We start from the raw sequence: 5,603 nt of genomic DNA, 5'->3' as shown, positions 1-5,603 counted from the left end.
AGCAGTTCAAGTTACCCGCCCGCCGAGAACGAAGTTACCCAAGGTGCATCAAAGCCAAACCACAGAAGTATGCGACGAGAAAACCTAGTAAAAACAATGCCAGTCAGGCTTAACTGACTGGCATTAGCGCCTGGGCGCCGGTTTTTGTTGTTTCCAGGGGGACCTAGAAGATGTCGTCGGTGGAGACGGGACCGTCTGTGGTCGCATCGTCACCGCCATACACCTGGTTGCCATCGGAGATCTGGCTCGCGTAGCGGGTGGGCTCTGTGCCCTCCTTGAAGAACTCCTCCGTAGTACTGCCATCGGCGCGATTGGTCAGCAGACCGGTTTCACGATCGATGCGGACCTGCATGATCCCTTCGGGGACCGGCATCTTGCGCTCGGGCACCTGTTGCAGAGCCGTCTTCATGAAGTCAATCCAGATGGGCTGGGCGGCACCACCGCCAAACTCGGCCCGGCCCAGACCGCGCTGGTGGTTGTCAAAACCGATCCAGGAGGTGGCCACCAGATTCGGGGTATAGCCGGAGAACCAGGCATCCCGGGATTCGTTGGTGGTCCCCGTCTTGCCCGAGATGTCGTGACGCTTGAGGTCACGGGCTGCCCGCCAGCCGGTACCACGCCAGCCATTGCCACCCCAGATGGCGGTGGTCAGGGTGTCGGTGATGAGGAAGGCGCTCTGGGCGCTGATGGTCTGCGGTGCCATGTTGTTGGGCACGACAGGATCGATGGGGCACTGGGCCTTCCAGTCTGCCGTGGTATTGGCATAGGCATCCGCGCTGTCGAGACCGGCGGCGGCCAGCACGCCGCAGTCGCGGCAGGCGGCGGCCGGGTTGGCCTCGAACAGGGGGGTGCCGAAGCTGTCAGTCACTTCGGTAATGAAGTAGGGGGTGACCTGGAAGCCGCCATTGGCCAGCACCGAGTAGCCGCGCACCACTTCCAGCGGGGTGAACTCCGCCGCACCCAGCGCCAGGGATTCGTTGGCGGAAATGTGATCACGGGCGAAGCCGAAGCGGGTCAGGCCGTCGATATAGGTATCCAGCCCGATGGCGCGCATCAGGCGGACCGACATCACGTTCTTGGACTTGGCAAGGCCGAGGCGCAATGTGGTCGGCCCTTCATAGATGGCGGGCGAGTTCTTGGGCTGCCACATGGGGCCCTTGGCAGGATCCCACTGGTTGATCGGTGCATCGTTGATGAGGGACGCCAGGGTATAGCCCTGCTCCAGCGCGGTGGCATAGAGGAAAGGCTTGATGTTGGAGCCGACCTGACGACGGGCCTGATCGACCCGGTTGAACTTGGAGAGCTCGAAGCTGAAGCCGCCGACCAGGGCCTCGATGGCGCCGTCTTGCGGGTTCATGGCCACCAGGGCGGCGTTGACGTCGGGGATCTGGGAGAGCAGCAACTCTTCCCCCTTCTCCCTGACCCAGATCTGGGCGCCGACTTTCAGTACATCCCGCGCCGATTTCGGGGCAAAGCCCTGGCGATCGTCGGTGATGAAGGCACGCGCCCACTTGATGCCATTCCAGCCCAGTTCGGCCTGTTTGCCATTCTTGAGCACCAGGGTGGCGCTCTTGTCGCCGAGCTGGGTGACCACGGCGGCCATCAGGGGCTGATAGGTCGGCTGCTTGGCCAGATGGGCCATGATCTGCTCGTAGTCCCAGGCCGTTTCACCGGCTTTCCACAGCAAGGCGGTCGGGCCACGGTAGCCGTGGCGGGTGTCGTAGTCGAAGACACCGTCCAGCAGCGCCTGATGGGCGGCGCGCTGACGCTTGGCGGTGACGGTGGTGTAGACGTGCAGCCCCATGGTGTAGGCATCTTCACCAAACTGCTCCACCATCTTCTGGCGTACCATCTCGCTCAGATAGGGGGCGTTCAGCGTAGTTTCGGCACCGTGAAAACGGGCCTTGACCGGCATCTTGGAGGCTTCGTCATACTGGGCCTGGGTGATCTTGCCGGTTTCCAGCATGCGACCCAGTACCACGTTGCGGCGGGCGAAGGCGCGCTCCGGGGAACGGATCGGGTTCAGCATGGAGGGGGCCTTGGGGAGACCCGCGATGATGGCGATCTCGTCCAGGGTCAGATCTTTGACCTCCTTGCCGAAGTAGACCTGGGCGGCCGCGCCGACCCCGAATGCCCGGTAGCCGAGGGGGATCTTGTTGAGATAGAGGGTGAGGATCTCGTCCTTGGAGAGGTTCTGCTCGATGCGCCAGGCGAGGAACACTTCCTTGATCTTGCGTACAAGAGTCTTCTCGTTGCTCAGGAAGAAGTTGCGAGCCACCTGCTGGGTAATGGTACTGGCGCCCTGGCGCGCCTGGCCGGAGACGGCCCAGACGGTGGCGGCACGGATGATGCCGATGGGATCTATGCCCGGGTGCTCATAGAAGCGGGCATCTTCGGTGGCGAGTACGGCATCGATCATGGACTGGGGAATTTCGTCCAGCCGCAGAGGGATGCGACGAATTTCGCCAAACTGGGAGATCAATTCCCCGTCCCGGCTGTAGACCTTCATGGGGGTAGCCAGTTTGACATCGCGCAGAGCGCTGACGTCCGGCAACTGGGGCTTGATGTAGAAGTAGATGCCGATGAGGCTGGCAACGCCCAGCACAGCACCCAGCATCATGACAATAAACAGGCGAACGAGCCATTTCAGCATGGAAGAACTACCAATCGTCTTAAAATTAGCCAACGGGCGCAGAGTATAGCCTTTTTACCCTCGCGGATTCGAGGTTTTCCTCTCCGCAAACAGGCGACCCCGAGAAGAGGCGGGAGGGTAGCACTCCAGGGCACAATTACCAAGGGGGCCGCAATCAAGGCCGAAAGGAGAGGGGCGTCAACTTTTGACACAAACTTTATGACATTGATAGATAGAGCATTATATTGAGTTAAGCCGTCACATCATGACGCGCTGTCCTACAATAAGTCCGAAAACCCAATAACGCATGGATGTGTATATGTTTGGGCTATTAAGTAAGGGATCCCTCGTCTCCTTGGCGGGCATTGATTTTGGCAGTCAAACCATCAAGGCCGTCACCATCAGCGGACGTCCCGGCAAGGTGCACCTCGGTTCGGTTGCCGAGATCCCCATGCCAAGGGGGACGCTGGTCGACTATCAACTTCAGGACATTGAACGGGTCAGTCAGTCCCTCAAGTCGCTCAAGCGGCTCGTGCAAGGGGATTGCCAGAACGTGGCCACGGCCGTGACCGGTTCCAATGTCATCACCAAGATCATTCAGGTCGATACCAACATCAACGAGAGCGAGCTGGAGAACCAGGTTCACCTGGAGGCAGAGCAGCTCATCCCCTTTCCCCTCGATGAAGTGAGCCTGGATTTTGAAATCCTCGGCATGGCGGGCGACAACGGGCGTCAGGAGGTCCTGCTCAGTGCCGCGCGGACCGAGAGCGTCAGTGGCCGGGTCAGTGCCCTGACGGAGGCAGGCATGACGACCATGGTGGTGGATGTGGGGGCCCATGCGCTCGGACGCGCCGTGCTGGCTTGCCTGCCCGACCTGCAAACCTCGGAGAAACCGGTTGGCATCGTCGACATCGGTGCCAGCGCCCTGACTTTCGCCGCCCTGCTACGGGGCCAGATCATCTATTCCCGGTTGCAGAATTTTGGTGGTGATCAATACAGCCAGGCATTGGCCTCTTTTTACAGCATGAGTATGGAAGAAGCGGAACTGGCCAAGCTCCAGGGCTCCTTGCCTGCGGATCATGAGGTGGATGTCCTGTTGCCTCACCTCAGCACTCTGGTGTTGCAGATACGGCGCAACGTGCAGCTGTTTTGCAGCTCCTCGGGGAACAAGGAGCTCTCCAGGCTGGTGCTGACCGGAGGGGGGAGCCTGCTGCCGGGGCTGGCCGGACAAATCGGCAGCGAGCTCAACTGCGAGGTGCTGCATCCTGATCCCTTTGCACTCTTTGGCAAGCCGCAGGGAGAGGGGGGGCTGACTCATGGGGCCAAGTACATGACGGCGCTCGGGCTGGCACTGAGGAGCTTCACACCATGTCAAATATAAACCTTCTGCCCTGGCGGCAGGCTCGGGCGCAGCGTCAGAAGAAACAATTCGGCATCCTGTTCGGTCTGTTCCTGGCGGGGACGGCAGCCATCGCCTTTGCCGCAGACTGGCTGGTGCAGCAGCAGATCGGTTACCAGCAGCAGCGCAATCAGCGGTTGCAGCAGGAGATGGCAACCCTGGACACCCAGCTTGGGGAGATCAGGCTTCTCAAGGAGCGGCGCAAGGAGTTGATTGACCGCATGCAACTCATCGAGCAGTTGCAGATGCGCCGCAACATCCCTGTGCGTCTGTTCAATCAGCTACCGGTGCTGGTCCCCAATGGGGTGTATCTTGATAGCCTTGCTCTGCAAAACAACAAGATAGACGTGAAGGGAAAGACCGAAGCCTATGGCAGGGTAGCCAGCATGATGCGCCGAATCGACGGTTCCGGCTGGCTGACACAATCCCAGCTCAGCACCATTTTCACGGCCGAGGTGGCCCCCATCGCCCTGAGCCAGTTCTCCATGATGTTCCAGATTGCCACGGCGCTACCCAACGCGGCTAAGGGGCAAAAATGAACCTGCAACAACTTAACGACCTGGATCTCAATGACATTGCCCGCTGGCCGCCGATCGCCAAGGGCATCTTTGTCTTCTTCTGCTGTGCTCTGCTTGGCGGGGCACTCTATTACTACGTGATTGCCAATTCCCTGGCCGCTCTGGGTCGTGAAGCTGCAAAAGAGAGCGAGCTCAAGGGACAATTCGAGAGCAAGGCCATGCTGGCCGCGAACCTGGAAGCATACAGAAAGCAGATGGTCCAGCTGGAACATCTGGTCGACACTCAGCTCAAACAGCTGCCCAACACCCACGAAGTCGCCGGTTTGCTGGATGACATCAGCTTCATTGCCACCGACAACGGTTTGACATTGAACAGGATCAACTGGGAGCCAGAGGTGAAACACGAGTTCTCCACCGAGCTGCCCATGCGCATCGAGGTCGTGGGCACTTATCACGAACTTGGCAAGTTCACGGCGGACATGGCTGCTTTGCCGCGCATCGTGATCCTGGATTCTTTCCAGCTCAGCCAGGGGAAGGGGGGTGAGCTGATCGGTATGTCCATGCAGGCCAAGACCTACAAGTACAACGGCAAAACCGTGGAGAAAAAGCCATGAGCATGAGAGCGGGCGTACTTCTCTTGTCGGCGCTGCTGTTGACGGCCTGTGGGGGACAGGAGGACATGGATGAGTATGTCAAACAGACCAAGGCCAGAAAGCCGGTACCGATCGAATCTTTGCCGGAGATAAAGCCCTTCTCGCCCATGGTCTATCAACGCAGCGATCAGCGTAGTCCGTTCATTGCACCCCAGCCGGAAACCAGTTCCAGGCTGGATGCCAAGGCCAAGCCGGACTGTGCCCAGATAGTGGCCAATCGGGAAAAGGAGGTGCTGGAACGCTACTCGCTTGCCAGCCTGAGCATGAAAGGCTCGTAACCGTTCACCGGGACGGTGTTGACAGCACCAACTCCTCCGGGAACGGGTAGTCGGTTTTCTCGATGCAGGACCTGACAACTGCCCTCAGCCACTCCTGCGGGCAGCGGCCCAATCGCTTGGCCG

4 protein-coding genes and 1 pseudogene are annotated in these 5,603 nt (G+C 59.8%); 4 read left to right on the top strand and 1 reads right to left on the bottom strand.

All coding sequences use genetic code 11. The features are described 5' to 3' along the window. Positions 1-163: 163 nt before the first annotated feature. Positions 164-2,653, bottom strand: coding sequence for a penicillin-binding protein 1A (locus C3418_RS22590; protein WP_010673818.1), 2,490 nt, complete (start codon positions 2,651-2,653; stop codon positions 164-166). 298 nt (positions 2,654-2,951) lie between these two features. Between C3418_RS22590 and tapM the strand changes: the two genes are divergently transcribed. The 4 genes and pseudogenes from tapM to C3418_RS22570 form a co-directional block, all read left to right on the top strand. Beyond that, entirely contained in the window at positions 2,952-4,013 is a 1,062-nt protein-coding gene (gene tapM, locus C3418_RS22585; RefSeq protein ID WP_029314117.1) for a PilM family type IVa pilus assembly protein TapM, read from the top strand. Beyond that, entirely contained in the window at positions 4,001-4,570 is a 570-nt protein-coding gene (gene tapN, locus C3418_RS22580; RefSeq protein ID WP_010673820.1) for a PilN family type IV pilus biogenesis protein TapN, read from the top strand. Before tapM ends, tapN begins: the two co-directional genes overlap by 13 nt. Beyond that, a complete protein-coding gene (tapO, locus tag C3418_RS22575; protein WP_010673821.1) occupies positions 4,567-5,163 on the top strand; it encodes a PilO family type IV pilus biogenesis protein TapO in 597 nt (198 codons plus the stop codon). Before tapN ends, tapO begins: the two co-directional genes overlap by 4 nt. A 2-nt stretch (positions 5,164-5,165) precedes the next feature. Beyond that, positions 5,166-5,477 (top strand): annotated as a pseudogene (locus C3418_RS22570) (pilus assembly protein PilP); the annotation flags it as partial. Positions 5,478-5,603 lie beyond the last annotated feature (126 nt).

This window comes from Aeromonas sp. ASNIH8 (genome assembly GCF_002919855.1).
Classification (GTDB): domain Bacteria; phylum Pseudomonadota; class Gammaproteobacteria; order Enterobacterales; family Aeromonadaceae; genus Aeromonas; species Aeromonas caviae.
This window is presented reverse-complemented; position numbering and strand designations above follow the sequence as displayed.

Bases quoted from the DNA above. Each gene is read 5' to 3' on its own strand.
- tapN (WP_010673820.1), top strand. From the start codon at position 4,001: ATGTCAAATATAAACCTTCTGCCCTGGCGGCAGGCTCGGGCGCAGCGT.
- tapO (WP_010673821.1), top strand. From the start codon at position 4,567: ATGAACCTGCAACAACTTAACGACCTGGATCTCAATGACATTGCCCGC.
- C3418_RS22590 (WP_010673818.1), bottom strand. From the start codon at position 2,653: ATGCTGAAATGGCTCGTTCGCCTGTTTATTGTCATGATGCTGGGTGCT.
- tapM (WP_029314117.1), top strand. From the start codon at position 2,952: ATGTTTGGGCTATTAAGTAAGGGATCCCTCGTCTCCTTGGCGGGCATT.